Source organism: Synechococcus sp. A15-44 (genome assembly GCF_014280115.1).
Taxonomy (GTDB): Bacteria; Cyanobacteriota; Cyanobacteriia; order PCC-6307; family Cyanobiaceae; genus Parasynechococcus.
Genome location: NZ_CP047938.1, coordinates 1,191,412 through 1,213,076, shown reverse-complemented (window position 1 = coordinate 1,213,076; position 21,665 = coordinate 1,191,412). Strand labels below are relative to the sequence as shown.

The 21,665-nt window shown below is 61.3% G+C and carries 28 protein-coding genes and 1 tRNA gene; 15 read left to right on the top strand and 14 right to left on the bottom strand.

Going from position 1 to position 21,665, the window contains the following annotated elements; genetic code table 11:
- Positions 1 to 5 precede the first annotated feature (5 nt).
- Together SynA1544_RS06765 and SynA1544_RS06760 are read right to left on the bottom strand one after the other, a co-directional pair.
- Complete coding sequence (locus SynA1544_RS06765) at positions 6 to 569, bottom strand: uracil-DNA glycosylase (protein ID WP_186515306.1); 564 nt, start codon at positions 567 to 569, stop codon at positions 6 to 8.
- The gene (locus SynA1544_RS06760) at positions 566 to 967 is read right to left on the bottom strand and encodes a VOC family protein (protein ID WP_186515305.1); all 402 of its coding nucleotides are present in this window, start codon (positions 965 to 967) and stop codon (positions 566 to 568) included. Before SynA1544_RS06760 ends, SynA1544_RS06765 begins: the two co-directional genes overlap by 4 nt.
- A gap of 86 nt (positions 968 to 1,053) precedes the next feature.
- Between SynA1544_RS06760 and SynA1544_RS06755 the strand changes: the two genes are divergently transcribed.
- The 6 genes from SynA1544_RS06755 to SynA1544_RS06730 are packed head-to-tail and all read left to right on the top strand — an operon-like array spanning position 1,054 to position 6,305.
- Positions 1,054 to 2,232, top strand: a complete 1,179-nt coding sequence (locus SynA1544_RS06755; RefSeq protein ID WP_186515304.1) for a pyridoxal phosphate-dependent aminotransferase — start codon at positions 1,054 to 1,056, stop codon at positions 2,230 to 2,232.
- 32 nt (positions 2,233 to 2,264) lie between these two features.
- The gene (locus SynA1544_RS06750; RefSeq protein WP_186515303.1) at positions 2,265 to 3,188 is read left to right on the top strand and encodes a putative selenate ABC transporter substrate-binding protein; all 924 of its coding nucleotides are present in this window, start codon (positions 2,265 to 2,267) and stop codon (positions 3,186 to 3,188) included.
- Positions 3,185 to 3,889: an ATP-binding cassette domain-containing protein gene (locus SynA1544_RS06745; protein WP_186515302.1), complete on the top strand. Its 705-nt coding sequence runs from the start codon at positions 3,185 to 3,187 to the stop codon at positions 3,887 to 3,889. Before SynA1544_RS06750 ends, SynA1544_RS06745 begins: the two co-directional genes overlap by 4 nt.
- Positions 3,868 to 5,400, top strand: coding sequence for a phosphonate ABC transporter (locus SynA1544_RS06740; RefSeq protein WP_186515301.1), 1,533 nt, complete (start codon positions 3,868 to 3,870; stop codon positions 5,398 to 5,400). The genes SynA1544_RS06745 and SynA1544_RS06740 overlap by 22 nt, the downstream gene beginning before the upstream one ends.
- Positions 5,397 to 6,083 (top strand): GDSL-type esterase/lipase family protein, encoded by a 687-nt coding sequence (locus tag SynA1544_RS06735; protein ID WP_186515300.1) that lies wholly within the window; start codon positions 5,397 to 5,399, stop codon positions 6,081 to 6,083. Before SynA1544_RS06740 ends, SynA1544_RS06735 begins: the two co-directional genes overlap by 4 nt.
- 54 nt (positions 6,084 to 6,137) lie before the next feature.
- Positions 6,138 to 6,305, top strand: a complete 168-nt coding sequence (locus SynA1544_RS06730) for a hypothetical protein (protein ID WP_011364263.1) — start codon at positions 6,138 to 6,140, stop codon at positions 6,303 to 6,305.
- 3 nt (positions 6,306 to 6,308) lie between these two features.
- On the opposite strand, the gene SynA1544_RS06725 is transcribed toward SynA1544_RS06730, so the two are convergent.
- Positions 6,309 to 6,473, bottom strand: coding sequence for a PCP reductase family protein (locus SynA1544_RS06725; RefSeq protein WP_115082491.1), 165 nt, complete (start codon positions 6,471 to 6,473; stop codon positions 6,309 to 6,311).
- 113 nt (positions 6,474 to 6,586) lie between these two features.
- On the opposite strand from SynA1544_RS06725, the gene SynA1544_RS06720 reads away from it, so the two are divergent.
- Entirely contained in the window at positions 6,587 to 7,312 is a 726-nt protein-coding gene (locus SynA1544_RS06720; protein WP_186515299.1) for a sigma-70 family RNA polymerase sigma factor, read from the top strand.
- Here SynA1544_RS06720 and SynA1544_RS06715 read toward each other — a convergent pair whose 3' ends face one another.
- Positions 7,313 to 8,032 (bottom strand): TIGR00297 family protein, encoded by a 720-nt coding sequence (locus tag SynA1544_RS06715; RefSeq protein ID WP_255477762.1) that lies wholly within the window; start codon positions 8,030 to 8,032, stop codon positions 7,313 to 7,315.
- 86 nt (positions 8,033 to 8,118) lie between these two features.
- Here SynA1544_RS06715 and SynA1544_RS06710 point away from each other — a divergent pair, with 86 nt between their 5' ends.
- Positions 8,119 to 8,535 (top strand): hypothetical protein, encoded by a 417-nt coding sequence (locus tag SynA1544_RS06710; protein ID WP_186515296.1) that lies wholly within the window; start codon positions 8,119 to 8,121, stop codon positions 8,533 to 8,535.
- On the opposite strand, the gene SynA1544_RS06705 is transcribed toward SynA1544_RS06710, so the two are convergent.
- Together SynA1544_RS06705 and SynA1544_RS06700 are read right to left on the bottom strand one after the other, a co-directional pair.
- Complete coding sequence (locus SynA1544_RS06705; protein ID WP_255477761.1) at positions 8,525 to 9,289, bottom strand: 16S rRNA (uracil(1498)-N(3))-methyltransferase; 765 nt, start codon at positions 9,287 to 9,289, stop codon at positions 8,525 to 8,527. The genes SynA1544_RS06710 and SynA1544_RS06705 overlap by 11 nt on opposite strands.
- Entirely contained in the window at positions 9,249 to 9,698 is a 450-nt protein-coding gene (locus SynA1544_RS06700) for a DUF3531 family protein (RefSeq protein WP_186515295.1), read from the bottom strand. The genes SynA1544_RS06705 and SynA1544_RS06700 overlap by 41 nt, the downstream gene beginning before the upstream one ends.
- 41 nt (positions 9,699 to 9,739) lie before the next feature.
- Here SynA1544_RS06700 and SynA1544_RS06695 point away from each other — a divergent pair, with 41 nt between their 5' ends.
- Positions 9,740 to 10,378: an ABC transporter ATP-binding protein gene (locus SynA1544_RS06695; protein ID WP_186515294.1), complete on the top strand. Its 639-nt coding sequence runs from the start codon at positions 9,740 to 9,742 to the stop codon at positions 10,376 to 10,378.
- Positions 10,379 to 10,392: 14 nt separating this feature from the next.
- The gene (hslO, locus tag SynA1544_RS06690; protein WP_186515293.1) at positions 10,393 to 11,310 is read left to right on the top strand and encodes an Hsp33 family molecular chaperone HslO; all 918 of its coding nucleotides are present in this window, start codon (positions 10,393 to 10,395) and stop codon (positions 11,308 to 11,310) included.
- Between the two features lie 3 nt (positions 11,311 to 11,313).
- Here hslO and SynA1544_RS06685 read toward each other — a convergent pair whose 3' ends face one another.
- From SynA1544_RS06685 to SynA1544_RS06670, 4 genes are all read right to left on the bottom strand, one after another.
- Positions 11,314 to 12,009, bottom strand: a complete 696-nt coding sequence (locus SynA1544_RS06685) for a CPP1-like family protein (RefSeq protein ID WP_186515292.1) — start codon at positions 12,007 to 12,009, stop codon at positions 11,314 to 11,316.
- Positions 12,010 to 12,050: 41 nt separating this feature from the next.
- Entirely contained in the window at positions 12,051 to 12,272 is a 222-nt protein-coding gene (locus tag SynA1544_RS06680; RefSeq protein WP_115162081.1) for a hypothetical protein, read from the bottom strand.
- A 69-nt stretch (positions 12,273 to 12,341) separates the two neighbouring features.
- Positions 12,342 to 13,988: a peptide chain release factor 3 gene (locus tag SynA1544_RS06675; protein WP_115008995.1), complete on the bottom strand. Its 1,647-nt coding sequence runs from the start codon at positions 13,986 to 13,988 to the stop codon at positions 12,342 to 12,344.
- 6 nt (positions 13,989 to 13,994) lie between these two features.
- Entirely contained in the window at positions 13,995 to 14,672 is a 678-nt protein-coding gene (locus SynA1544_RS06670; RefSeq protein ID WP_370594106.1) for a trans-aconitate 2-methyltransferase, read from the bottom strand.
- 121 nt (positions 14,673 to 14,793) lie between these two features.
- Between SynA1544_RS06670 and nrdJ the strand changes: the two genes are divergently transcribed.
- From nrdJ to SynA1544_RS06650, 4 genes are all read left to right on the top strand, one after another.
- Complete coding sequence (nrdJ, locus tag SynA1544_RS06665; protein WP_186515289.1) at positions 14,794 to 17,124, top strand: ribonucleoside-triphosphate reductase, adenosylcobalamin-dependent; 2,331 nt, start codon at positions 14,794 to 14,796, stop codon at positions 17,122 to 17,124.
- Between the two features lie 58 nt (positions 17,125 to 17,182).
- Positions 17,183 to 17,269 (top strand) — tRNA-Ser (locus tag SynA1544_RS06660).
- Between the two features lie 592 nt (positions 17,270 to 17,861).
- The gene (locus SynA1544_RS06655; protein WP_186515287.1) at positions 17,862 to 18,098 is read left to right on the top strand and encodes a hypothetical protein; all 237 of its coding nucleotides are present in this window, start codon (positions 17,862 to 17,864) and stop codon (positions 18,096 to 18,098) included.
- A gap of 2 nt (positions 18,099 to 18,100) precedes the next feature.
- A complete protein-coding gene (locus SynA1544_RS06650) occupies positions 18,101 to 18,517 on the top strand; it encodes a hypothetical protein (RefSeq protein WP_255477760.1) in 417 nt (138 codons plus the stop codon).
- On the opposite strand, the gene SynA1544_RS06645 is transcribed toward SynA1544_RS06650, so the two are convergent.
- The 4 genes from SynA1544_RS06645 to SynA1544_RS06630 all read right to left on the bottom strand — a co-directional run bounded on the left by SynA1544_RS06645 (position 18,501) and on the right by SynA1544_RS06630 (position 20,559).
- Positions 18,501 to 18,959, bottom strand: a complete 459-nt coding sequence (locus tag SynA1544_RS06645; RefSeq protein WP_186515285.1) for an HIT family protein — start codon at positions 18,957 to 18,959, stop codon at positions 18,501 to 18,503. The genes SynA1544_RS06650 and SynA1544_RS06645 overlap by 17 nt on opposite strands.
- Before the next feature lie 5 nt (positions 18,960 to 18,964).
- Positions 18,965 to 19,252, bottom strand: a complete 288-nt coding sequence (locus SynA1544_RS06640; protein ID WP_186515484.1) for a hypothetical protein — start codon at positions 19,250 to 19,252, stop codon at positions 18,965 to 18,967.
- 69 nt (positions 19,253 to 19,321) lie between these two features.
- Positions 19,322 to 20,017, bottom strand: a complete 696-nt coding sequence (locus SynA1544_RS06635) for an SDR family NAD(P)-dependent oxidoreductase (protein ID WP_186515283.1) — start codon at positions 20,015 to 20,017, stop codon at positions 19,322 to 19,324.
- Complete coding sequence (locus tag SynA1544_RS06630; RefSeq protein ID WP_186515281.1) at positions 20,017 to 20,559, bottom strand: TIGR00730 family Rossman fold protein; 543 nt, start codon at positions 20,557 to 20,559, stop codon at positions 20,017 to 20,019. Before SynA1544_RS06630 ends, SynA1544_RS06635 begins: the two co-directional genes overlap by 1 nt.
- 131 nt (positions 20,560 to 20,690) lie before the next feature.
- Here SynA1544_RS06630 and SynA1544_RS06625 point away from each other — a divergent pair, with 131 nt between their 5' ends.
- Positions 20,691 to 21,644: an SDR family NAD(P)-dependent oxidoreductase gene (locus SynA1544_RS06625; protein ID WP_186515483.1), complete on the top strand. Its 954-nt coding sequence runs from the start codon at positions 20,691 to 20,693 to the stop codon at positions 21,642 to 21,644.
- The last annotated feature ends 21 nt before the right edge of the window (positions 21,645 to 21,665 follow it).

Below are 21,665 nucleotides of genomic sequence, written 5' to 3'. Positions count from 1 at the left end.
GCGCGTCAACGTTCGCACAGCCTGCGCCGAACCGCGTCGAGATCCTGCCGTGTCAGATCCAGGGGCGCGCCGGCTGCTTTGGAAGGATTGCGCAACAGATAGGAGGGGTGAAAAATCGGCATCACCGCCCGTCCATTCCAGCTCTGCCACTGACCACGAAGCTGGGTCATACCCCCCTTGATGCCAAGGATGGCCTCCACAGCGGTGGCTCCAGTGAGCACGATCACCGTGGGATCAACGGTCTCCAGTTGCAGGTCTAGCCAGGCCCGGCAGGCGGCCAACTCAGCCTTTTTCGGCCGTCGGTTGTTGGGCGGACGGCATTTGATCGCGTTGCAGATGTAGAGGTCATGCTCGGGATCCAGATCCACATCCCGCAGCAGTTGATCGAGGGCACGTCCTGAACGCCCGACAAACGGAACGCCCTGAGCATCTTCCTGAGCTCCGGGTGCTTCACCGATCAGCATCAGATCCGCCTTGGGGTTGCCGCGGCTGATCACGACGGTCTGGCGCGTGCTGGCCAGATCACAGGCAGCGCAAGAACTGCAGGCCTCCAGGCGGGAGAGAGTCATGACGTCGGAGCAACAGATTCCAAGGGCGCCAGGAGCAACAGGGGATTGCCCTCCGGATCGTGGATCCAGGCCTCAGCACCAAAGGGCTCAAGCCGCGCCTCCTCGAGGAGCGATCCGCCACGCTGCAGGGCGTTGTTGAGCAGCCGTTGCAGTTCAGGCAGGGGTTCCTGCGATGGGGAGAGCCGCAAGCAGGGCGCGAGCGCTCGCCCTCGGGCTGGAAAAGAGCGCCGGCGTGAGGGCCTGTAGATCTCCAGCTGGGTGCCATCGCTGAATTGAACGATGCAGTGGTGCTCCGCCAGCCCAGGCCTCAACGTGGCTCGAAACAGCTCGCTATAGAACGTCGCCAATCTGGCGCTGTCCTCTGCGGCCAAGACCCAGCTGATCTGTATCGCATTCATGGACGCTGAGAAATCAAGGTTGTCTGCGACACCATCTGCGGCAGGATGATGACGTTTTAAACGCACCGCGGGGAGGTGCGTTACCGATGCCGCGCCCGCCAGAACTTTCCGACCGGGCTGTCGCCCTCAAACCGTCGCTGACGCTGGAGATCAGCGCCAAGGCCAAAGCACTGCGCGATAGCGGTAAGGACATCTGCAGCCTCAGTGCCGGTGAGCCGGACTTTGCGACGCCTGCATTCATCGTTGAAGCGGCTCAGCATGCTCTGGGATCCGGCTTCACCCGCTACGGCCCCGCCGCGGGGGACCCCGATCTGCGTGCTGCTCTGGCCCACAAACTGAGCGTCGAAAACGGGATTCCAACCCAGCCCGAGCAGGTGCTGGTCACCAACGGTGGCAAGCAAGCCATTTATAACCTGTTCCAGGTGCTGCTCAATCCCGGCGACGAAGTTCTGGTGCCGGCGCCCTACTGGCTGAGCTATCCCGAGATGGCCGCCCTGGCCGGGGCGAGCACGAAGATCATCCCCACCAAAGCGGAGGAAGGCTTCCGTCTCGACCTCGATCTGCTGGAGCAGCAGATCACCCCCCGTAGCCGACTGCTGGTGATCAATTCCCCTGGCAACCCCAGCGGCCAGGTGATGACACGGGCCGAAATGGAGGCCCTGGCCGCGCTGGTGGCCCGTCATCCCCAGCTGATGGTGATGAGCGATGAGATCTATGAATATCTCCTGGCTGATGGTCAGCAGCACTGCAGCTTTGCGGCCATTGCCGAAGAGATCCGCTCGCGCTGCTTCACCGTGAACGGTTTTGCCAAAGGCTGGGCGATGACCGGCTGGCGCCTCGGTTATCTGGCTGGAGATGCTGCAGTGATCAAGGCCGCTTCTGCCCTGCAGAGCCAGAGCACTAGCAATGTGTGCAGCTTTGCTCAACGGGGTGCCCTGGCGGCGATCGAAGCGCCTCGAGATTGCGTGCGCGAGATGGCCATCAGCTACAACCGCCGCCGAACTCTGCTCACTGAAGGGCTGCAGGCTCTTGAGGGCATCACCCTGACGCCCCCTCAAGGGGCCTTCTACGCCTTCCCCCGGTTGCCGGACGGCGTGCCCGATTCGATGGAGTTCTGCCGGCAAGCCCTGGAACAGGAAGGCCTGGCCGTGGTTCCGGGTCTGGCCTTCGGCGACGACCGCTGCATTCGACTCTCCTGTGCCGTAGCGGATGAGATGATCAACGATGGACTGATGCGATTGAAGAGGCTGCTTCGTTCCTTCTGATCCGATCTGATCTGATCACTACCTTTTTCTGAATGTCTGTACGAGAACGCAGGGCCGTGGTGGCCACCGGTTTGATTGCCGGCATCGCCCTCACGGCCAGTGTTTCCAGTTGCGGCGCACCTCAGAACGACGCCAAACAGGCCGTTCTGCAGATCGGTGCCATCCCCGACCAGAACCCCGAGAAACTCAATCGCCTCTACGGCACGCTCTCTGCGGAACTCAGCGAAAAGCTGGATGTTCCCGTGCGGTATGCGCCGGTGAGCAATTACGCGGCGGCGGTGAGTGCCTTCCGCACCGGCAGCCTTGATCTGGTCTGGTTCGGTGGACTCACCGGTGTGCAGGCCAGGCTGCAGACGCCTGGAGCCCGGGTGCTGGCGCAACGGGACATCGATGCAGAGTTCACCAGTGTGTTCATCGCCAATGGCGCCAGTGGTTTGCGCCCGTTCACCAGTGCTGACCAACTGGTTGAACTGAAGGGACGCCGACTGGCCTTCGGTTCGGAGAGTTCCACCTCCGGCCGCCTGATGCCCCAGTTCTTCATGGGGGAAAACGGCGTGAAACCTGAGGATCTGGCGGGGGGCGGCCCTGGCTTCAGCGGAAGCCACGACGCCACCGTTGCTGTGGTGCAGAGCGGTGCCTACGAGGTGGGCGCCTTGAACGAGCAGGTCTGGCGCAGCAATGTGGCGGACGGCCGCGTGGATCCCGGCAAGGTGTCGGTGATCTGGAGGACACCGCCCTACGTGGATTACCACTGGGTTGTACGACCCGGTCTGGATGATCGCTTTGGCGATGGTTTCACCGACAAGCTGCAGAGCGCGTTGCTGGACCTGTCGGCAGACACAGAGAACGGCGCCACGATTCTCGAGTTGTTCGGTGCCGAACGCTTCATCCCCGCCAAGGACGAGGACTACGTGATGATCGAAACGGTGGGTCGCCAACTCGGAAAGATCCGTTGACGGCGCTGCTGGAGCTGCACCAGGCCTGCCTGGGGCAACGGCTCCAACCGATCACCCTCACCCTTCGTGCGGACCAGCGTGTGGTTTTGCTCGGTGCCAGTGGCGCCGGCAAAACCACGTTGCTGAAGCTCTGCAACGGGGCCTTAAGCCCCGATGCAGGATCCGTGCACTGGTGCGGTCGCCCCCATCAGCAGTTGTCCCGCCGGCAACGGCGCCAGATCGGCACGCTCTGGCAGGACCTGCGCCTGGTGGAGGAACTGAGTGTGATCCAGAACATCAACAGCGGTGCCCTGGGACGCCATGGGCTGCTCTGGGCGATTCGAAACCTGTTGGGTCCGCTGGACCCAAACACCTGCCTGGAGCTGATGCACCAGGTGAAACTGGAGGCCGATCTGCTTGAACAGCCCGTGCGTGAGCTCTCCGGAGGGCAGCGCCAACGGGTGGCTTTGGGCCGTCTGTTGCATCAGCGGCCTGAACTCGTGCTGGCGGACGAACCCCTCTCCGCCCTTGATCCCAGCCTCGCCGAAGACGTTCTCAACACCCTGCTTCTCTTGCCGGGCTGTCTGATCAGCATGCATCGGCCGGATCTGATTCATCGGTTTGATCGGGTTCTGGGGCTCCGTGGTGGTGCCCTGGTGATCGATGCGGCTCCAGACACCATTCACCGGGATCAGCTGGAATGGCTCTACGCATCAGCCTGAAGCCAGCCCTGCCGCTGATCCCATTGCTGCCGGGCCTCAGCCTGCTCGGCGTTCTTGGGGTGCTGTTGCGCGATGGTCACGGCGGCGGAATTTCAGTTCTTCAACAGTTCGCGGCTGGGGCCGTGCAGCCCTCCATCGACCCCATCGTTTTGGGCAGCTTGCTCAAGGGGCTCCAGATCACCCTGGTGATCGCCGTGATGTCCTGGGGCATCAGCAGTGTTCTCGGCGTGGGTCTCGGACTCCTGAGCTCAAGCACCTTCTGGGAAATCCAAGCGGGCGTGCGTTGGCCTGCCGTGATCTTGCGCCGTTGGCTGGCGCCCCTGCGCGCTGTGCATGAACTGATTTGGGGGCTGTTGCTGCTGCAGGTGTTCGGGCTGAATGGCTGGGTTGCGATCTGCGCCATCGCGATTCCCTACACGGTTCTGATGGCGCGGGTGATCGCCGATCAGGTGGATTGCCACGTTTCACCGGCCATTCCCGTCCTCAAGGGAGCCGGCGCCACGCCATGGGCCGTGATGCTCACCGGGCTGGTCCCACCGCTGGCGGAGCCGATCAGCGACCACATCGGCCACCGCCTCGATTGCGCACTTCGTTCAGCCTTGATTCTGGGTGTTTTCGGCCTCGGAGGACTGGGGACAGACCTCAGCCTCAGCCTGCGCTCGCTCCAATTTCAGGAGCTGTGGAGTGGGCTTTGGATGCTGGCCATCGCCATGGTGGTGCTCGACCGACTGCTGCGAACGCTGCGCAGCTGGTCACGCATGCTGATTCTTCCCGTGGCCATGGCCAGCCCCTGGGTTGCCCTCGGCTGGGGAACACAGCTGGATCTGCAGCTGGCCTGGCCAGTGGCTGAGTGGTCGATGGTTGTCGGCAACCTCATCGACGGATCCCAGGGATTCAATGCTGCCCTTGAGATCTCCTGGCCCGGGGTGATTGGTGCCACGGTGTGGATCACCCTGATCGCCGGTTGTGTTGCCACCGGCCTTCCACCGCTGTTGCTGCTGGTTTGGCCCAGCCAGGCCAGCCTTCGTTTGCAGGGAGTGGTGTGGGGGGCGTTGCGACTGATCCCGGCCCCTCTCACCGCACTCCTGCTGCTGATGCTGGCCAAACCAAGCCTGGCCCTGGCGGGGCTGGCCCTGGGGCTGCACCACGGCGGTGTGATGGGTCGGGTGTTGATCGACGACATCCGCAGCACGGGATTGGGTTCCGCCCAGACCATGAAGGCCTGCGGCGCCCCCAACCGGGTGAGCTGGCTTTACGGCCCCCTGGCGGATGTGAGTCGCGCTTACCTCACCTATGCGACCTACCGATTGGATGTGATCCTGCGCGACACCGCGATCATCGGCATGGTGGGGGGAGCTGGTCTGGGCTGGCAGCTGATGGAGGCCCTCAGCTCGTTTCATTGGTGGTTGGTGCTCTGGATCGTGCTCATTTCCGCAGTGCTCACACTGCTGGGTGAGAGCCTGGGGGAACGACTTCAGGGGAGCTGGAACAGCCGGGCCATGGCCTTATGAGCGGTGCGAACGACGCCCCCCGTCAGCTGATCGTGCTCGGGGACAGTGGCGTGCATGGTTGGGGTGATCGTGAATCGGGTGGCTGGTGCCAGCGGCTGCGCCTGCGCTGGATGAACCTGCCCAGCGCTCCAGTGGTGTACCCCCTTGGCATCCGCGGGGATGGTCTGGAACGCGTGGCCGCCCGCTGGCGCAGCGAGTGGAGCTGCCGCGGCGAACTGCGGCGCCAAACACCGGGAGGACTTCTGCTCAGTGTCGGGCTGAATGACACCGCCCGCGTTGGTCGGATCGACGGCAGACCCCAACTGGATGTGGAGGCCTTTTCGTTTGGCCTGGGACAACTTCTCAATGAGATGACCCAGGAGGTGCAGGTGTTTGTGCTGGGCCTCACTGCGGTGGATGAACACGTGATGCCCTTTGCCGGCTGCCTCTGGTACAGCAACAGCCAGATCGCGGCCACGGAGGCCGTGATGGCCGAACAGTGCCGTGAGGCTGATGTGCCCTTCCTGTCCATGCATCAGGAGATGCAGGAGGAGCCCGACTGGTTGACCTGGATGGAACCCGATGGGATCCACCTCAATGCCGATGGCCACCGCTGGCTCGACCAGCGCTTGGGTCAGTGGGCGCCTCTGCAGGAGTGGGCCGGACTCGCTGCCTTTAACACATCAACACCTATCAGCATGTAAACGAGACCCGCAGCGGCGACTAATGTGTGGCTCTCCTGACATTGGTGATCGAACTTGGGACCTGACCGCTCTGCACAACGCGCTGCCGGCCACCCCCCTGCCCAGCGCAAAACCACGCTCAAGTGGGATGAAAACGGTGAACTCACAGCCCTGGATATGGCACGCATCGTTGACCGCTTGACCCAGCCGGAACTGCAGCGCTGCGATCTCGACCCCTCCTGAGGATCAGCTCGGGGCCATGGCCTGCTTGGCGGATTTGTAGAAATCCAGATCGATGTCGGAACGTCCGTCTGAATCCGCCATCGCCTCAACCCGTTTACGAACAGCAGGCCGTACGAAGAACGGAACATCTTTCTTGAGTGCTGCCAGTGCTTCTGGTTGCCAGTCCATCCATCCAAAACCGTTGCATCCATGATCCGGCACGAAAGTGCCGATCTGCGGCACCAAAGGGCCAACCGCTTCGGGGCTGATCGTTGAACCGTTGGATCAGTTGCACTGATCCCTTGATTTCTCAACGTCACCTGCACCAGGAGTCCCGGCGTGGACTGCCGCCCTGCATTGCACGACGCAATCAGCAGGCTCTCAAGCACCTGGGCCTGGCCCACTGCGCGGCCCGTCGCCAACAGCAACGCGGGCCTGAAGAGTTCGACGACCTGCTGCAGGAGTCCCGGGTTGGATTGATCCGTGGCCTTGAACGGTTTGATCAACAACGAGGCCTCCGCCCCAGCAGCTATCTGCTCTCGCGGGCCACCGGCCAAATCCTCCACTACCGCCGGGATCGATCACGCACCATTCGGATTCCCTGGCGACTGCGTGATCTTTACGCAGCCGGAATGAAGATCCAGCGGGAACGCGAACAGAACCGGCAACCGCTTCTCAGCGATCAGGAGCTGGCCGACGCACTCTCGGTTCACCCGGAGCGCTGGGCAGCCGCCGTTCTGAGCCATGGGGCCAGCCAGGTCGTCGATCTGAGCGCCACCCCAGTGGAGCCAACACAAAATTGTGAGATCGACGAACACCTGGACTGGCTCAAGAGCGTGCTGCATCAGGTGGATGGCCTGGCCGGCACGGTGCTGAAAGCCCACTTGATCGAAGGCCAGAGCCTCAAGGATCTGGCTCAGGCCCTGAATTGCAGCCGCTCATCCCTGCGACTTCATCTCCATGAGGGCGTTCAACTGCTGCAGCAATGGGCCCAGCGCGATGGTCTGATGCCCATCCAAACCAGCTGATCAGAGCACCATCAGCAGCATCGCCAGAACTGCAGCCAAGAGGGTCTGGAGAGCATTGACCAGCTCATTGCTCAACCAGGCCACGCGATCCTGCACCAGAGCACCGAGCAGGCTTTCGCCGAGGGTCGCCACCAGGCCAACCAGCATCACCAGCACTGCCACAGGCCATGAAGGAACCAGCTGCAGGGCCAGCATCACCAGGGTCATGGCGATGCTGCCGGCGGCACTGGCCAGGGTTCCCTCAAGGCTGATGGCTCCTTCGGTTCCTGGTGGAACAACCCGCAGGCTGGTGATCAACACCGTGGTGCGCCCGAATCGTTTGCCGATCTCACTGCCGAAGGTGTCGGCCAACTTGGCGGCAAAACTCGCCGCAAAACCAACCAACAACAGCTCACGGGGTTCGACACCGGCACCGATGAGCAGTGCCAGGAAGGCTCCAACGGCCGCAGAACCCCAGACGTTTTCAGGGCCGCGCTGCCCACCGCGGGCTTCGGCAAGGCCCCGGTTTTGCTTGTTTTGAAAGCCGATCTTGGTGACCAGACTTCCCAGACAGAGATAGGCGACGACGGCCAACCAGCCCGACCACCCCAAACACCCCCAGAGGATCGTGCCCAAGGCAGCCGCATGGACCCAACCACTGCGGGCGAGAACAGATGTCCGCTGCGCCAGGGCAATCAAAACCGTGTTCACCAGCAGGGCCTGAATCCAGAGTGCTGACATCACACCGTGTTGCAGTGCCCTAAGCATCTCCTGCCTGCGGCCATTGCAGAGGGAGAATCGGGTGCGTTCGTTCTCTGGTCGACCGGATGGTGTTCAACAGCAACAAGGGCTTTTTCCTCACCCTGGATGACGCCGCCGCTCCGGCCACCCTCGAGCTGCCTCAACAAGAGGCTCCAGCAACCGAAGAGGCACCGGTCGAGGCAGCTGTGGTCGCAGCCTCCGAGCCCTCAGAGGTTGCCCAGCCTTCAGCCCCCGAAGCTGTTGAAGAGACCGTTGCAGAAACCAGCGCTGCATCCAGCGCTCAGCCCGCAGCCTCACTCACCACAGCAGAAGCAATCGCCGCTGAACTGGCTGCAGCAGAGGCATCCCGCCCGGCGGTGACCTACTCCACCTTTGCCCCCAGCAACCTCATGCCTGGTAGCGGACTGCGGCAGCGCAGCCGCCGGCCTGGAGCAGCTCTGAAATCCTTCCGGGGGATCGCTCAGGATCTGTTCAAGAGCTGATCAGCCGATCACGCCAACGAACCAGTTCCACGGCACCAGCCACCGCGGCCGTCGAACTGCGCAGGATGGTTGATCCCATCTGGACAGGCTGAATCTGGGCTTGGGTGAACTGCTTCAGTTCCTCTTCGGTCCAGCCCCCTTCCGGGCCGACCATGAGCCATGTGAGCTGAACAGGATCGGCCTGATGAAGCAACCATTGATCCAAGGCCGGTGGTGCCGTCTCGCGGGTCACCCCCACCAGACGCTGGCCCCGCTCATCTCCCATCCATTGAGATAAGTCTTTGAGATCGAGCAGCTGTGGCGTCCACAACCGTTCGCACTGCTCCACCGCTTCACGAATGATCGTGGCCCAGCGCTCGGGTCGGTGGTCGGCCTGGGGGACACAGCGATCGCAGCGCAGGGGCTGAATCCGATCAATCCCGAGCTCACAAGCCATCCGGACGACCTCATCCATCCCCCGCCGCATCAAGGCCACGGCCAGGCCCAGCTGAGGTTGGGCCTGGGGCTCAATCAGTTGCGCTGGCCGATCGAGCTCGAGCAGCTTGGCTTCCATCAGGGTTGCGGTCGTGAGCCGGCCGCAACCATCGATCAGATCCACCTGCTCGCCACAGCGCAGACGCAACACTCTTCGCAGGTAGTGCTGCTCTTCGGAGTTGAGCAGAACCGATCCACCCTGCTCCAGGCGATCCGACGTCAGAAGCAAGCGCCGGCGTTCAGCCACCGGCAGGGAAAACACTGTCGGGATGGTCTCCAACCGGCCAATTCTCATTGACCCCACCAACGACCAACTCTTCGATCTGAACCACGTCGGAGTCCAGTTGACGCAGGGCATTGATCAGAACATCGATGGCAACTCCATCCGACGTGCCGAGATCCACCCAGCAACGTCCCCAGTCGTTCTGGTATTCGAGCTGCCCCATGTTGTGCATCAGGGCTGGCATGGCCGACTCAGCCCCATCGTTGTCGTAGCCCATCCAACTGAGATCGGAGCCCGCGTCATGCACCTGCAGGTTTTCTGCGTTGAAGCCGCCCAAACGCCCGATCACGTACCAGCTGTCGAACACGCCATCGACGTAATTCCGTTCCCCCTGGCTGGGAGGTTCCGAGAAACGGATCCACAACCAGCAATTGAAGGGATCGACTTCACGAAAACGAATGTCCATGGGGCCATCGCGACACCGTCATCATCGTTCAAGCTGAACGCATGCTCGAGCTCTCAGGAATCACCTATAAACCTGCGACTGCGGGTGCCCCCATCCTCGACGGCGTCGGTTTTCAGACGCAGAAGGGACGGCCGCTGCTGATTGCTGGCGCCAGTGGATCCGGAAAGACATCGCTGCTGGAAATCATCAGCGGCCTGGCATCGGCCACATCCGGCAGCATCCGCTGGAACGGCAGCGCAATGAAACGACGGCAGCTGCGCTGGCTTTGCGGCATCGTTTTCCAGTTTCCCGAGCGCCATTTCCTCGGGCTGAGCGTGGCTCAGGAACTGCGGCTGGGGCATCGGCGGCTCGGTCATGAGCGCGAACAGAGCGTGCTCGAACGGGTTGGCCTCGACAGCATCGCCTCCACAATGGCGCCAGAACGGCTGAGCGGCGGGCAGCAACGGCGGCTTGCCCTCGCCGTGCAAATGCTCCGCGGCGCTGAAGTGCTCCTCCTGGATGAACCCACCGCAGGTTTGGATTGGTCGGTGCGACGGGACGTGCTTGATCTGCTCGCCAGCCTCGCCCGTGAGCAGGTGTTGATCGTGGTCACCCATGAACCCGAGCTGTTTCAGGACTGGGACTGCCAAAGACTGCGCTTGCAGGGCGGACGGCTCGAACCGATGACTACATTGCCCTGAGCTTCCGAGGGGATATGGCCGACCGGCTGGTGCGCGCAACAGCCGCTGAGGGCGGCATCCGGTTGGTGGCGGTATCAACAACCAACATCGTGCGTGAGGCGAGGGAGCGCCATGGGCTGTCGTTCCTCACCAGCGTGATGCTTGGACGAGCCATGGCCGCTGGATTGATGCTGGCCAGTTCGATGAAGGTGCGGCACGGCCGGGTGAACCTGCGCCTCGGCTCCGACGGACCGATCAAGAACTTGATGGTGGATGCCGGCCGTAACGGAACCGTTCGTGGGTACGTGGGCGAGCCGGGCCTGGAGCTCGACCCGATTCAGGATGAAGCAGGCCATTTCAGCTTCAACTTCAAGGAGGCCGCTGGCACCGGCTACCTCCACGTGATGCGTGATGACGGCAAGGGTGAGCCCTTCAACAGCACCGTTGAACTCGTCAGTGGAGGCATTGGTGAGGATGTGGCCTCCTATCTGCTCCACTCCGAACAGACGCCTTCAGCCGTGTTTGTGGGTGAGCAAGTGAACAGCGCCGGCATCCATGCCAGCGGTGGCCTCCTGGTTCAAATCCTTCCCAAAGCAGCGGAAGAGCCGGCCCTGGTGGAGCTGATTGAACAGCGTTGCCGCGAGATCACTGGATTCAGTCAGCGGCTGGCGGCAAGTGGAGACCAGCTGGAGGATCTTCTTCGGGACGTCTTCCCCGACCTTGATCCCAAACCCCTCGACGAAGCCGAGGCCAGTCAGGAACTTCGTTTTTTCTGTCCTTGCAGCCGTGAACGCAGCAAAGCGGCACTGCTCCTGCTGGGCAGGGACGAACTCACCGACATGCGTGACAAGGACGGTGGCGCGGAACTGACCTGCCATTTCTGCAACGACCGTTATGACGTGAGCGCTGCGGAGCTGCAGGAGCTGATTGACGGCCTACCGACGGCGGCCTGATGCTCAGGCCAGGAACAGGGCTGCAGCCCACAGCAGCAAAGCGGCAGGCAGGGCTTGGATCTGCAGCGAACTGAGAGCAAGCTGCTCAACAGCAGTGGGGGAGAGCGCCAGGTTCAGCAAAGACCCCGCCGCCAAACCAACGCTGAGCACCAGCAACGTCCAGCCCAGGGATGCCAGTGGGCGACGACCACGGCGAACCTGACTGAGAAAAACACCGATGGTTCCAAGGGCCAGCACCAATTGGATGCTGCCGGCCGAGATCAGCAACAGAGCAACGCCGATGATTCCGGCAATGAGGCGCACGGAACGCCCCTGCCCTTCCACCAGGGCCCAATCGGGCTTGAGGCCTGAGAGGGACTGGGAGGGGTCGGGCAGTTTGTTGCGGAGGTTCGCCAACACATTGCCCATCGGTGCCTGAGCTGGTGGAGAAGGCATGGATCCCGCCATCGCCTCCCGCTCCGACGCCGTCGCTGCTGCAGCACTCACCTGACCCTGTTGCCGGTCACGAAGACGCGCCATCAAGACGGCGTCGTAGGCCGCTTCGATCTTGGCTCGGGCCTGATCATCTCCGGAAACCTCGGCGAGACAACGTGCCTTGGCCGCCTGAACCTGCTCAAAGCCCGCATCGCGGCTTAGGCCGAGACGGGCAAATGGATCATCTGCGTTTGCATCGGGACCAGATTCACCCAGGGCTGCCATTGCGTCGATCGGGTTCCTTTGAAGAGCGTATCGGGGCCTGTTCAGAAGAGGGGTGCACCGTGACGAAAACCCTCGCTCCGCTCAAGCCTGCTCCGGCAGCTGAGGGCATCCACCCGGTTCATCCAGGAGCGCCGTTTGATCAACGGCATCTGCGGAGGAAGGTGGTAACCCTCCAGCATTTCCACTGATTCATCATCGCCACGGAAACACACGTATTCGGTGCCACCGTCAGCGTTGTTCCTCAGCAGCCAGAACGTACTCACGGAAGTTGGAGGCTCCGCAAGATTCTGGCGAGAGAGCCGTGGAGGTGTGGATGGGGTGATCGGCGCGGTTCAGAGACTGATCGGCTCCACTCCACTCACCACCGGGGCAACACTGCTGAGTTCAAGGTCGGGGTGGTCTTCCCGAAGCTGGTTGAGATTCCACTCGTTCTTGAACAACAGCACAGGCCGATTCCAGGCATCACGCACGGTCTTGCAATTGAAAATCCGGCCCACCTTTTCGAGTTCAGCCCAACCGCCGTTGATCCAACGGGCAACCTGGAAACCCATGGGCTCAAGGCGGGTTTCCACGCCATATTCGTTTTCAAGGCGGTGCTGCACCACCTCAAGCTGGAGTTGTCCAACGGCCGCCAGAATTGGATCCCGCTTGCTCTCGTCGGTGTCATAAAGGATCTGCACAGCCCCCTCTTCCCGCAGCTCGTTCACCCCTTTGCGGAAGTTCTTGAAGGCTGAAGGGTTGGGGTTGCGCAGCCAACTGAAAATTTCCGGGCTGAAACAGGGAATGCCTTCGTATTCCACTTTCGAACCCACATAAAGGGTGTCGCCAATGGAAAACATGCCGGGGTTGTTGAGACCGATCACATCACCCGGATAGGCGTCTTCCACCACGGCTCGGTCCTGACCGAACAGCTTTTGAGGACGTGAGAGACGGATCGCTTTGCCCGTGCGGGCGTGCTTCACCGTCATGTCTTTTTCGAAGCGGCCGCTGCAGACACGGACGAAGGCAACCCGGTCGCGGTGCCTGGGGTCCATGTTGGCCTGAAGCTTGAACACGAAGCCGCTGAACCCTTCACGCAACGGGTCCACCAGACCTTCGCTGCTGGATCGGGCGATCGGCCGTTGTGCCATCTCAAGGAAGGCATCGAGGAACGGACGGACCCCGAAGTTGGTCATGGCCGAGCCGAAGAACACCGGGGTGAGCTCACCGGCATGGACCATCTCAATGTCCAGCTCGGCGCCAGCCGCCTCCAGGAACTCCATTTCTTCAATGGCCAGATCCAGCAAGTCCTCTTCCACCAACTCGCGCAGGGCAGGGTCGTCCAGCGAGAGGCGTTGCTCACTGGCCTGCTTGCCCCGTTCAGCACGGCTGAACAGAACCACTTCCTTGCTGCGGCGATCGATCACACCACGGAATTGCTCGCCACTGCCGATCGGCCAGTTCACTGCCCAGGGGGTGAGGCCGAGTTCCGACTCGATTTCATCGAGCAGGGTGAGCGGTTCCCGCCCCGGGCGGTCCATCTTGTTGATGAAGGTGAAGATCGGGATCTGCCTCATGCGGCAGACCTCGAACAGCTTCCGCGTCTGAGGCTCCAGGCCCTTGGCGGCATCTTCCAGCATCACGGCGTTGTCAGCCGCTGCCAGCGTTCGATAGGTGTCTTCGGAAAAATCCTGGTGACCTGGTGTGTCCAGGAGGTTGATCGTGGTGGCGTCGTAATCGAACTGCAGCACCGTGGAGGTGATCGAAATCCCCCGCTGCTTTTCAAGCTCCATCCAGTCGGAGGTCACCTTGCGCTGCTCGCCCCGGGCTTTCACCGCACCGGCCTGCTGAATGGCACCGCCGTAGAGCAGCAACTTCTCAGTGAGAGTTGTTTTTCCCGCGTCCGGGTGGGAAATGATCGCAAAGTTGCGACGGCGATCCACCGCCGAGGCCAGAACCTGGGCCAGATCACCATCAGTGGTCGCTTGACTGCCGCTCATCGGATTTCAGGACTTCACCAAGCCTGACACCACCAGATAACGGTCGTCCTCTGCCGACACCGTCAACTGGTTGAGTCCCAGCCGGTGGAGCTCGGCAATCACCTCATCAGGCTCAAAGGCCGCCGCCAGCGAGGCAGCGAAATCATGCTGCAACACCTCTGGCGCCGATGGCAGGTGTTTCAGCAGCAGCTGTTGAATCTCAGCGTCGGAGGCCGGACGCCGCAGATCCCGATGCAAGGCACGACACCCAGGTGCTGCCAGGGCTCGACTGACCGTCCAGAGCAGATCGGGTTGATGCAGGTGATGCAAAAGGCTGTTGCTGACGATCAGATCGGCCTGCCCAAGCAGAGGACCTTCAACAACCTCCTGAAGGGTCTGACAGAGGAATGAGATCTCCAGTTGCTGATGCTGCGCCCGCTCCCGGGCCAGAGCCAGCATCGATTCGGCACCGTCGATGCCGATGATTCGAGCCTTGGGGAAGAGGCCAGCCAAGCGAAACGTGATGTTTCCCGGCCCACAACCCAGATCCACCACCAGTGGATCAGGCGGCAAAGGCGATGTGCGTGAGAGGAGACGCTGAATCGCTTCGATGGTGGCTTGATCGCCGGAACTGAAGTCGGCAGCGGCATAGGCCTGCACCTGCGTATCGCCGTTCATCAATTCAGGTTCCAGCCGCCGCTGCATCATTTGCTGCCGATTCGGAGCTCAGTTTGAACGGGACACTGTCGATGGTGGTAAAGAGACCTTGCTACCCCCATCTGTGGCGTTAGGGTTTCGATACTTGTCCTTAGCCCCAGCACCGCACGTGACCCTCACTCCAAATCGTGTGGAGACCTCTGCGGGAGCTGTCGCCGGGTTCGGCGACTTCCCCGCAACCGCTCCTGCTGCCAACCCGGTCTTCTATCGCACCTACAGCCGCAAAACCCCCAGCGGCCGTGAGAGCTGGAGTCAGGTGGGCGCGCGAAACCTGGAAGGCCTGCGTCAATTGGGCAACCTCAACGATGCGGAAGTGGCCCTGCTGGCTCGCATGCAGGCCGAGAAAAAAGCTCTTCCCTCCGGCCGCTGGCTCTGGATCGGTGGCACCCGCTGGATCGAGCAGCCCGAAAACTTCTCGGGTTCCTACAACTGCACATCCACCAACCTGGTGGATTGGCAAGCCTTTGGTCTGATGATGGACCTGGCGATGATGGGCTGTGGCACCGGCGCCATCATCGAGCCGCACCTGATCGACCGGCTTCCGGTGGTGCGCAACAGCTTTGAAGTTCTCAGCGTCAGCAAAATCGGCATCACTCCTGCCGCTGAGCGCCAGGACGACTGCACCCACAGCATTGATGGCAACAAGGTGACCATCAAGGTGGGTGACACCCGTCGCGGCTGGGTGGACAGCTACCAGCTGATGCTCGAGCTCAGCAGCGATGAACGGTTCAACGGAGGTCCGATTCAGATCGAGGTGGACCTCAGCGATGTGCGGCCTGTTGGGGAAACGCTGAAGGGGTTCGGCGGCATGGCCAACCCCGTCAAGCTGAAGGATCTCTACGGGCGCGTTGCTCGGCTGCTGAACAAGGCCCAGGGCCGTCGGCTCACCTCAGTGGAGTGCTGCCTTCTGATCGACGAAGCCGCCGTCACGATCGTGGCTGGAAACATCCGTCGCAGCGCTGGCATGCGCCAGTTCGCTTCGGACGACCAGGCGGCTGCGTCCTCCAAGGACAACCTCTGGCAGCAGGACGAGGAGGGCAACTGGAGGATCGACCCCGAGCGTGATGCGCTGCGGATGGCCAACCACACCCGCGTTTATCACACCCGTCCCAGCAAGGACGTTGTGCACGCAGCGGTGACCAAGCAGTTCCACTCCGGTGAAGGTGCCATCCAGTTCGCACCCGAGGCGATCGCTCGCTCCAATGCTGATCTGCTCACAACCCCTGAACTGCGCAGCGAGTTCATTGAGATCTACTGTGATCAGGGGCGTGAGGAAGCAGGTCGCTGGTTGTCCGACAACCATGGCCCTATCGGAGCTGACGAGCTGGAGCACCGCCTCAGTCGTTACGGCTTGAATCCCTGCGGCGAGATCCTGGGTGCCGACTTCCACTGCAATCTGGCCGAGGTGCACCTCAACCAGATCGACCCCAGCGACGAGGAAGGCCAGGCCGATGCCTTCCGTGCGGGTGCCCTGTCGGTTGCTTGTCTGCTCAACCATCGTTTTGAAGTGGAGCGCTACCGCCAGAGCCGTGAGTGGGATCCGATCGTGGGCGTCAGCTTCACCGGCCTGTTCGACTTCTTCGTCCATGCCTTCGGCACGGAATGGCTGCGCTGGTGGGAGGCTGGCCGGCCTGATACCAAGGAGGGTCTGCGCTTCAAGGAGCAGGAAGCCGCTTACCTGAGCCGCTGGAAAGAGATCGTCAATGAAACGGTCTGGGACTACTGCGACCGCCATGGCCTGCGTCGTCCCAACCGTTGCACCACGGTCCAACCTGCAGGCACCAAGAGCCTGCTCACCGGTGCTGCCCCCGGCTGGCATCCCCCCAAGGCCCAGCGCTTCATCCGCCGGATCACCTTCCGCAAGAACGACCCCGTGGCCATGGCTTGCATGGACTACGGCTACACCATCGTTCCCTCCCAGTCCGACAAGGATGAGCAGGGTCGTCTGCTGAATGATCCCTTCGATCCCCGCTGCACCGAGTGGCTGGTGGAGATTCCCACCGAGGTGAGCTGGGCGAATCTGCCCGGTGCTGATGCCGTCGACATCAACGGCTTCAGTGCCATGGCGCAGTTCGATTTCTACATGCAGGTGCAGCGGCATTACACCGCCCATAACACCTCCGCCACGATCGAATTCCGCGAGCACGAAATCGAACCGTTGGCTGATGCTCTGCATCAAGCCATGGAGAAGGGCGAGGGCTACATCTCAGCAGCACTTCTGGCCCGCTTCGATGCCAATGCCACCTTCCCCCGCCTGCCCTTTGAGCCGATCGATGCAGCCACCTACGAGGAGCTGCAATCGGCTGTGGTGAAGCGTCGCGTCAGCAGTGATTTCTTCGAAGCACTGCAGCGTTACGACCAGGGCGAGCTGACCGAAGCGGGCCCGGCCGGATGTGATTCCGATAAGTGTCTACTGCCTCTGGCCAAGCCGGAAAACTGAACTGGGAGCACGTCCCGATACAGTTGTCAGGTGTCCTGCGGGACACCTGACAACCTCTGGAGAGGTGGTCGAGTGGTTTATGGCTCTGGTCTTGAAAACCAGCGTGTCTTCACGGGCACCGTGGGTTCGAATCCCACCCTCTCCGTTTTGATCCAACCGAAACGAAGATCGTCCAGATCGTTCGTTCCACCTCAAAGAATGTTGTGTGGCCGACGGTGATGCACCACCGGAGCGATACGACCACAGCTATACATTGACGGACGAGTCCGTTCGCGGGGATACACAACCAGATTTCTTAAGAAAGAAACGGATTTGACCGCCGCCGAAGCAGGGGTCAAAGTCCAACGCGTCGGACATCGCTCTGCCCGGCTTCCAAGCCCTACAAGCGACTTGGCGTCGGCACTATGAGCCGAATCGACCTTTTTTTTTGAAGGGGTTCGGCGCCGATTTCTCGACATCCACAAATTGCGTCCGAGTCTGAACCTGGGACAGACCTGGATTGACCCATTCAGCGCGACGGACGTCGACATTCACAACACGAGGTCGCCATGCGACGCGTCGCATGGCGACATGCCGCGCTTGCTAAGGCCACTGCACTACCCGGTGGGGATGGGGATGGAGCAGCCCACGGCCCCGAGCAACTCCGGAGCCACCTTGAAGCGACTACTGGGTTACCAGCCAGTTGCTCCGCAGTTACTCTTGAGTTACTTTGGAGTTGCTTCGGCAGCACAGGGGTCATGATCAAAACCTCCACCCGCGAGACCCAGGTCAAGCTGACGGTGTCGGTACCACCAAGCCTTCATGTGCTGCTTCGCAGCTGGGCCCTGTGCGAAGGCCGAGAGCTCACCAGCGTTGTGCTTCAGTGCGTGGAGCTCTCGGTGCGCCAACTCAAGAGCAATGGCTCGATTCCCAGCGGAGCCGTCCGTGCTTATGAAGCCGCCTGCGATGAACGTTTGGCCGTAGGAGGGCTTTGATCGTGCAGATCGAACAGATGGAACAAGCCCTCCAGGCACCGGTAATGGACGCCGTGATCGCCCTCAGTGAACGGGTTCAGACCCTTCAAGAAAATCCCGAAGGACGGATCTACACGGCCTACCGCGCCATTGATCAAACCCTGACGCTGGGCTACTGCGACAACATTGACCCGATCGGCGACCAGCTTCGCGATCGGGATTTTGTCGTGCTCGAAAGTCGCCGGGGAACCCGCCGGGAGCAACGGTTGCTGCTGCTCACCCTCAAGGAAATCGGAATTTCCAGCAGCTACAGCGAGAACTGCTTCAGCGCGTCACCGAACACGCTGAGCCATCTCAAGCATCTTGGCTGGCCCATTGGTCGCTTGAACCAAGGCCTAAATAAGGCCAACAGGCCCAAACGCTTCAACCTTGAGCGCTGATCCAAGAACGGCAGCGATCAACTAAAGACGCCACAACGGATGGATCGGCAGCAGCGCGATCTCCTGAATCCATGGCTCGATAGAGATCGGCAACCGCCCAGGCCTTGGACGCTGGATCGTCTAAGTGGCGGGGAATGAGATGCAAATGAAGATGCTGGGCCCCCTCGCCAAAGGCGATGGCATAGACGCGATCGCAACCGGTGATCTGCTTGACGAGATCGCTTGCATCACGCACCGCACGCCCCCAGTCCGAAGCTTCTGCCTCCGAGAAATCCACAGGTCCGGAGCAATGGCGCCGTGAATCCAACAGAATCCAGCCGGGCAGGGGGGCTGGGTCGGGGTGATGGCGAAGAACCCAGAGTTCTGATCGCTCGATCTCGAAACGCTCTCGCGCTGCAGGGTCGCCATGCAGCTGACAGATCGCACAGGTTTCCACGGGCATGAGCTTCAACGGCGAACAGCACCGCGGCCATTACCGATCAAGCCAAAGTCGATGATCAGTCCGATCAACACCACCAACAGGCCACTGAACGACGACACCCCTCCAAACGAGGCCACCGCCCAGCAAAAACCGAGGGTTGTGGTGGGGAGAAACAACAAGCCAAGGACGGGCAGCACTGGGTTGGGCACACTTGTGCCGCTAAATGGCTGCAGCACGAAGCTGCTGTTGATCAACCACATCAAGACCAAAACCAAGCGTGGGGCCAGCAGGCCAATCGCCGCCAGAAGACACATCGCAGGGCACGGACGCTGAGTCATCCATAGCGACGTGAGCTGGAGGCGACATCGTCCTGATGGGAAAACTCATGTTTCGAGCGAGCAATTCATCGCCAACTCAAAAGGAACGGCAGCATTTGGTAGCGACAACAGACTGCTGCACAGGGAGGCAAGATCGTCAGGTTGGGTCATCGCGGCAGGCTCGACCGCCGTCACCGCTCGCGCCATCTCAGTGTTGACCCAACTGGGACAGATGGCAGTCACACGAATCCCCTGGTCCCAACCTTCGTTGCGCATGCTCTGACAGAGCCCCATCAAGGCGAACTTGCTCACGGGGTAGCCGGCCATCCGCCCTTTAACGCGCTTGCCACTCATCGACACCAGCACCTGAATCCGCCCCTGGCCACTCGATGCCAGGGATGGCCAGGCCGCACGGGTTAGCCACCAGGGCCCCTTCACATTGACGGCCCAGAGTTGATCAAGCTGCTGCTCCTCACCATCGGCAAACAGCAGGGGTGTGCGATGCAAAATCCCGGCGCAATGAATCAGGGTGTCGATCCCTCCCCACTGACTGAGGGTGGCGTCAACCCAGGATTCAGCAGTCGATGGATCACTGGCGTCATAGGCGTGATAGATCACAGCCTCGACATCCAGATCTGTACCCCTTAGAGCCTCTGGATCGCGCAAGCCAAGGCTGAGACGGTGGCCATCGATGAGCAGCCTCCTGGCAATCGATCGTCCGATGCCACGACTGGCTCCAGTGAGCAAAACCGTTCGTTGCATCAAGCCACGTTGACGAGTCGGTGGAGCAGCGATTCTGGCGTTGTTGCGTGCAGCAAGAGTGCGCGATTTTGCGGGGAGAGAAAACCTGTCGAAACGCTGTTGTCCAGAAAACTCAGCAAGTCGTCGAAGTAGCCATTCAGGTTGAGCAGGCCGATCGGTTTGGCGTGAAAGCGAAGCTGAGCCCAGGTCAAGGCTTCGAACAACTCTTCGAGCGTCCCGAGGCCACCGGGCATGGCCACGACCCCATCAGCAAGTTCAAGCATCCGCGCCTTGCGCTCATGCATCGATCCAACAACCTCAAGACGGGTCAAGCTGGTGTGAACCACCTCATCGAGCATCAGCGCTTCAGGAATCACGCCGATCACATCCCCCCCAGACGCCAAAGCCGCATCGGCAACCGCGCCCATCAAGCCAATCTGAGCACCGCCGTAAACCAGGGCGATGCCCTGGGAGGCCAGCAGCGAGCCCAGTTCAGTTGCTGCAGTGGTGAACACGCTGAAGTCGCCACTTCGCGAGCCGCAGTACACAGCGATCCGATGCATGCGCCCTTGCCCTAATCCGTTCATCCTCCCCTGAGACGATCCACTCAACAGGCCTTGAGTGCTTAACCGCGATCGGCCGAGGATGGACGTGGTCAGCCATCGTGACAACGATCTCTACGGGTTCCAACTCCATGGCGGCAGCTGAACGGCGCCAAATTCTGATCACCGGTGCCAGCAGCGGGATCGGGCTGGAGGCAGCAAAGACCCTGCTGGCCCATGGAGATGAGCTGACCGTGCTTTGCCGTAATGAAGAGCGGGCCGCCCACACCAGAGCAGCGTTGTCTGGATCGGTTCAGACCTGCGTTGCAGATCTGGCGAATCTGGCCTCCGTGGCCGAGGTGATCGAAGAACTGCGCCAACACCAGGCGCCATTTGATGCTCTGGTGCTGAATGCGGGGTTGCAATACGCCGGGCATCGCTCTCCCCGTTGGAGTGCACAAGGGATTGAACTCACCTTTGCGGTGAATCACTTGGCCCATCAACTGCTGGTTGATGGATTGAGGCAGCACACCCAAGCCGTCGTGATCACAGGCTCTGAAGTGCACAACCCATCCAAAGGCGGAGGACGGGTCGGACAGCCTGCCGGCCTGGGAACAATGGAGGGGCTCCGCCAGGGACCGGGAGCCGCCATGGTGGATGGGGTGAGCCCGTTCAATGCGGATAAGGCCTACAAGGACAGCAAACTCTGCAATCTCCTGATGGCCCTGGAGCTACATCGGCAACAGCCTGACCTGGCCGTTGTGGTGTGGAGCCCGGGGCTGGTAATTGCTCGGACATCGGGAGGTTTTTTCAGAGAGAGCCGTCAAGCCAATCCAGTGGGCCAAGCCCTGTTCGGGTTTGTCGCACGAGATCTGTTGAGACTGACGGAGAGCGTTGAGCGAGCTGGAGAACTGCTGGTTCAGCTCATCACTGAACAGGTTCAGCGGCCAGGGTTCAGCTACTGGAGCAATGGCCTGTTGGGCCCCGGCCGGCATCAATTCGAGCCAACAGAACCCTCCGAGGAGGCATCTGACAGCGATCAAGCGACGATGCTCTGGAGGTTGTCGAACGATCTCATCAACGCATCGCTTGCGCCAGCAAAATGATATTCACATCGAACACAAAAT

Excerpts from the sequence above, each read along its gene's own strand:
- SynA1544_RS06645 (WP_186515285.1), bottom strand. The coding sequence starts at position 18,959 with ATGCCCGTGGAAACCTGTGCGATCTGTCAGCTGCATGGCGACCCTGCA.
- SynA1544_RS06740 (WP_186515301.1), top strand. The coding sequence starts at position 3,868 with ATGGCTCTACGCATCAGCCTGAAGCCAGCCCTGCCGCTGATCCCATTG.
- hslO (WP_186515293.1), top strand. The coding sequence starts at position 10,393 with ATGGCCGACCGGCTGGTGCGCGCAACAGCCGCTGAGGGCGGCATCCGG.
- SynA1544_RS06700 (WP_186515295.1), bottom strand. The coding sequence starts at position 9,698 with ATGGACATTCGTTTTCGTGAAGTCGATCCCTTCAATTGCTGGTTGTGG.
- SynA1544_RS06685 (WP_186515292.1), bottom strand. The coding sequence starts at position 12,009 with ATGGCAGCCCTGGGTGAATCTGGTCCCGATGCAAACGCAGATGATCCA.
- SynA1544_RS06635 (WP_186515283.1), bottom strand. The coding sequence starts at position 20,017 with ATGCAACGAACGGTTTTGCTCACTGGAGCCAGTCGTGGCATCGGACGA.
- SynA1544_RS06655 (WP_186515287.1), top strand. The coding sequence starts at position 17,862 with ATGATCAAAACCTCCACCCGCGAGACCCAGGTCAAGCTGACGGTGTCG.
- SynA1544_RS06760 (WP_186515305.1), bottom strand. The coding sequence starts at position 967 with ATGAATGCGATACAGATCAGCTGGGTCTTGGCCGCAGAGGACAGCGCC.
- SynA1544_RS06735 (WP_186515300.1), top strand. The coding sequence starts at position 5,397 with ATGAGCGGTGCGAACGACGCCCCCCGTCAGCTGATCGTGCTCGGGGAC.
- SynA1544_RS06630 (WP_186515281.1), bottom strand. The coding sequence starts at position 20,559 with ATGCATCGGATCGCTGTGTACTGCGGCTCGCGAAGTGGCGACTTCAGC.
- SynA1544_RS06670 (WP_370594106.1), bottom strand. The coding sequence starts at position 14,672 with ATGCAGCGGCGGCTGGAACCTGAATTGATGAACGGCGATACGCAGGTG.
- SynA1544_RS06765 (WP_186515306.1), bottom strand. The coding sequence starts at position 569 with ATGACTCTCTCCCGCCTGGAGGCCTGCAGTTCTTGCGCTGCCTGTGAT.
- SynA1544_RS06625 (WP_186515483.1), top strand. The coding sequence starts at position 20,691 with ATGGCGGCAGCTGAACGGCGCCAAATTCTGATCACCGGTGCCAGCAGC.
- SynA1544_RS06725 (WP_115082491.1), bottom strand. The coding sequence starts at position 6,473 with ATGGACTGGCAACCAGAAGCACTGGCAGCACTCAAGAAAGATGTTCCG.
- SynA1544_RS06695 (WP_186515294.1), top strand. The coding sequence starts at position 9,740 with ATGCTCGAGCTCTCAGGAATCACCTATAAACCTGCGACTGCGGGTGCC.
- SynA1544_RS06750 (WP_186515303.1), top strand. The coding sequence starts at position 2,265 with ATGTCTGTACGAGAACGCAGGGCCGTGGTGGCCACCGGTTTGATTGCC.
- SynA1544_RS06715 (WP_255477762.1), bottom strand. The coding sequence starts at position 8,032 with ATGTCAGCACTCTGGATTCAGGCCCTGCTGGTGAACACGGTTTTGATT.
- SynA1544_RS06640 (WP_186515484.1), bottom strand. The coding sequence starts at position 19,252 with ATGTGTCTTCTGGCGGCGATTGGCCTGCTGGCCCCACGCTTGGTTTTG.
- SynA1544_RS06675 (WP_115008995.1), bottom strand. The coding sequence starts at position 13,988 with ATGAGCGGCAGTCAAGCGACCACTGATGGTGATCTGGCCCAGGTTCTG.
- SynA1544_RS06710 (WP_186515296.1), top strand. The coding sequence starts at position 8,119 with ATGGTGTTCAACAGCAACAAGGGCTTTTTCCTCACCCTGGATGACGCC.
- SynA1544_RS06755 (WP_186515304.1), top strand. The coding sequence starts at position 1,054 with ATGCCGCGCCCGCCAGAACTTTCCGACCGGGCTGTCGCCCTCAAACCG.